3 protein-coding genes are annotated in these 3,607 nt (G+C 45.9%); 1 reads left to right on the forward strand and 2 read right to left on the reverse strand.

Going from position 1 to position 3,607, the window contains the following annotated elements; genetic code table 11:
- Window positions 1-254: 254 nt before the first annotated feature.
- Window positions 255-1,031, forward strand: coding sequence for a hypothetical protein (locus tag PG892_RS21855; protein WP_158656122.1), 777 nt, complete (start codon window positions 255-257; stop codon window positions 1,029-1,031).
- Between the two features lie 133 nt (window positions 1,032-1,164).
- Here the strand turns inward: PG892_RS21855 and PG892_RS21860 are convergent, their stop codons facing one another.
- Both PG892_RS21860 and PG892_RS21865 read right to left on the reverse strand, forming a co-directional pair.
- The gene (locus PG892_RS21860; RefSeq protein WP_104456061.1) at window positions 1,165-2,382 is read right to left on the reverse strand and encodes a tyrosine-type recombinase/integrase; all 1,218 of its coding nucleotides are present in this window, start codon (window positions 2,380-2,382) and stop codon (window positions 1,165-1,167) included.
- A gap of 240 nt (window positions 2,383-2,622) precedes the next feature.
- Window positions 2,623-3,255, reverse strand: coding sequence for a LysE family translocator (locus PG892_RS21865; protein ID WP_182955030.1), 633 nt, complete (start codon window positions 3,253-3,255; stop codon window positions 2,623-2,625).
- Window positions 3,256-3,607 lie beyond the last annotated feature (352 nt).

A 3,607-nucleotide genomic window follows, 5' to 3' on the forward strand; every position in this document is an offset into this window, starting at 1 on the left:
GTCACATGGAAGATCAGATCCTGGAAAACGGGAATGGTTCCGTTCAGGGCGCTACTTGTGTATAAGAGTCAGGGCTTACGTTTAGGGAGACTACTTCTGCTTCATCCCAAAAAAGAATAAGTAGGTTAACTGACTTTATTGGTTTTGTTGTAGATGGGAAAGACGAGAGAAAAGACCTTATAGATGAATTAAGGTTTTTTGAAATTAATTTCAATAGAGATGATCTCAATGACCCGATTAAGGTAAAAAATTTAATGCTAGAGGTTTTTTATCAGTCATGCCTTGGGGATAAGGACTTTGCTTGGATCTCGAATTCTGATGATAGGCTCGTAAATTTCATCTGGGCATCAATTTTATTAATTAATGATGAAGATCAATTTCGCGATGGTGTATTTCAGTCTATATCAATAGATAAGCCTGAGCCACGAAGTTCATTTGTAGACGCGTTTGCTAATGATTCATTATATTCTTGTCTATGTTTAGATGAACACCCAACATCTAATCGGGATAAGATTTCAAACATAACCTTGTTTTTCGACCTGTGTCGCTTTGAATTAACGGAAAAAACAAGTCTGATGAGTTTTTTTAAATCCCGTTGGGGCGAAATAAAAAACAGCTCTAAAATTATAAATTGGTTATCCAAGAATGAAGAATTATGGGGGTGGGCATGGGACTACTCTTTTTCACGGTATTTAAACAGCAAAGCACCGATATGGCTCGAGTTAAATGAAACCGAAAGCTCTGAAATAGAAAAAAGTAAAAAAATGGCTTTGATAACCTTTTATGATCTTCTGAGATTAGAGCATCAACTGTTAGTTATCGCTGAATTAAAAAAATCAGGCGCTCAGCAAAAATATAGAATGAAGCTACAAGGGGAAGCTGCTTCACGGAAGATGGTTCAAATATCTATGAGTGTTTCGACTAAAGATAAATTGAAAAAATTAGCAGATAGAGAAAATCAAAAAATGAATACCATAGTTGAAATGTTAATCAACGAAAGATATTTGCAATTGTATGGTGATAATAAGTAGCTCTATCAATAGAGGTTACAACCATGCATCATTTCAGTATTTTTATACTATCTTATCATACGGCTTTGAACGTACAGAAAGGCCCCAAAAAAATTGGAGGGGAAGCGGCCCGACGGGCCGCCGGTTGTTCTCCCTATCCAACTTGTAGATGCACAATATTATCTGCCGGTTTTTCTGATGGTTTCAAAATACCTCCCCATAACTCCAGAGCCATTTTTTGTTCCGGTAACCGAACCGTATGAACATAGTGAGCCATTACACCAGGTAGGGCATGACCTAGAATTTGTTCCACGACATGGGGGGCAATCCCAGCCTCGTTAAGGCGGGTCGCTAAGCTCCTTCGCAGATCGTGCCATGTCCAAGGGGCGTTATGCCCAATCCGTTTCCAAATCCCCCTTCCCCACTGACTTACCGCTTCTGGTCGCTTGAGCTCCCCTAGCAAGTATGAGGATGACTGTGCAGCGGCTGCTTTCAGCAAGAGCTCTATCGTCGGCCGAATAAAATCAGGTATTGGTCTCACGATTTTATTACCTGTTTTTGAGTTAGACGCAGGTACTGTCCATGTACCTTCGACTAGATTCCATTCTTCGGGTGCTGATAGCCGAGCTTCTTGAGTTCTTGCACCGAACGACAACAGAATCTTGGCCAAATTTCCGTAGTAGCAATATGGGCCTAGCTTCTCAGCCCACTTCCATAGTGTTTGCAGTTCTTCTAGCGTCAGAACCCTATCTCGCTTACTCGCTTTTTGCCCAACATCAGCAACAGTCAAGTCATCCAACGCATTACTGACTGCAAACTGTCTGACACGACAAAACTTCAGAGCATGCTTACAGTTTTGGAAACAATATCCACTAGCCACAGGCGCTACCTTCGAGTACTCGTCAAAGACGCTCAACCAGTGACGAGTATCACAATCTGACAAGGGAAGATCTCCGATACGTGGATAGACCCACTTCGCAAATTGCTGGCGATGCTTCTCACTGTTCGACCTTTTCTTATCGGCGTGATGGCAGAGCCAATACTCGAGAGCATCTTTAACTGTGACAGGTTTGAGCCTTTCATCTTTCCCGATCCGCGTCATCAAGGCGGGATCATTACCCTCTTCCAGCCAAGCTCGACATTGCGCCGCCTTTTTCCTTGCTTCGGAAAGCGATAGCCCCCCCTCCTGTCCGGTATATGAGCCTAGAGTCAGGTTTTTTGCCTTGCCTAAAATTCGATAGCGGTACACGAAGCTGACTTTGCCGCTATTCCTCCACAGAACAGAGAGCCCATCCCTATCCGCAACCTTTCTGGGCGTATCATCATCGTGACCACGTAGCATTGCTTTGAGTTTTGAATCTGAGATTGCCATTTTGAACCCACACATGAACCCACACTTGTCTTATATCCCCTAAGATGGCTTTAGACAAGAATGGAAAGTTAAATGATAAAAATCAAACAGATGTAGTTCATTTACAGATGACATCAAACAGCATTAGACCGGTGATGCGATAATACGGCATGAACTGATCCCTGTCATTCTGCTGCAGTGCAGACGAAGGCGTATCCCAGCGATGGGATACGCCTTTTTCTATGCCCGGTGTTTACCTGCTCACTCCACCGCCAGCTTGATACCAAGCCCCACGAACAGCCCCCCCATCACACGATTCAGCCAGGTGGCCACCCGGGTGGGTAGTCGCACCTTGCGGCTTGCAAACGCGGTGGAAAACGCCAGCAGATGGCACCAGATCATGCCGTTGAAATTGAAGATGCAGCCCAGCACGATGAATGCCAGTGCTTTTTGCGGCGCATCTGGCGCGATGAACTGGGGTACAAAGGCGAGGAAGAACAGGGCAACCTTGGGGTTGAGGACATTGGTGAGCAACCCCTGCCGAAAGATGCGCCCATAAGAGAGCGCAGGCAGCGCCACAGCACCATCCACAGACGTTGAAGTGCCACTCCTCTGCCAGAGCATGGACACGCCGAGATAGACCAGATAGAGCGCCCCCATCAGCTTGATGACGGCAAACAGCTCGGCAGAGGCACTCAACAGGGCAGACAGTCCCAGAGCTGCCGCCAACACATGCACCATGGTACCTGTCCCGATACCCAATGCCGCCATGGACCCTGCACGCCATCCCTGGGAGCCGCTGCGCAGCATGATGAGCAGGGAGTCAGGCCCAGGCATCATGTTCAACAACAGGCCAGAAACGATAAACAGCGCCAGATCGTGGATCCCCAACATACACAGCTCCTTGTACATGAAAGAAACAGTCTATGGATCCTGAAGTACTTGTCACTCCCGTTTCCGGCGATAGTGATTATCAAGGAAGGGAATAGCGTTTGAGCCGGAGATATTTGACGCTCAACCAGGTGAAAAAGAGAGATTGAGCCGTTTGAAAGGCAGTGATACTGGCTGAATAGCAATGTTTATCGATGTAATTGACTGGATTTTGAGCATTATCCAGACTTATTATCTAAAAAATAAATATCAGGCAATAAAAAACCCCGCTCGAGTGAGCGGGGTTTCTTGTATTGGGTGCCTGGCAGTGTCCTACTCTCGCATGGCGAATGCCACACTACCATCGGCGCTACAG

Origin of the sequence: Aeromonas sp. QDB68, from assembly GCF_027707405.1 — a bacterium.
Classification (GTDB): Bacteria; Pseudomonadota; Gammaproteobacteria; order Enterobacterales; family Aeromonadaceae; genus Aeromonas; species Aeromonas caviae.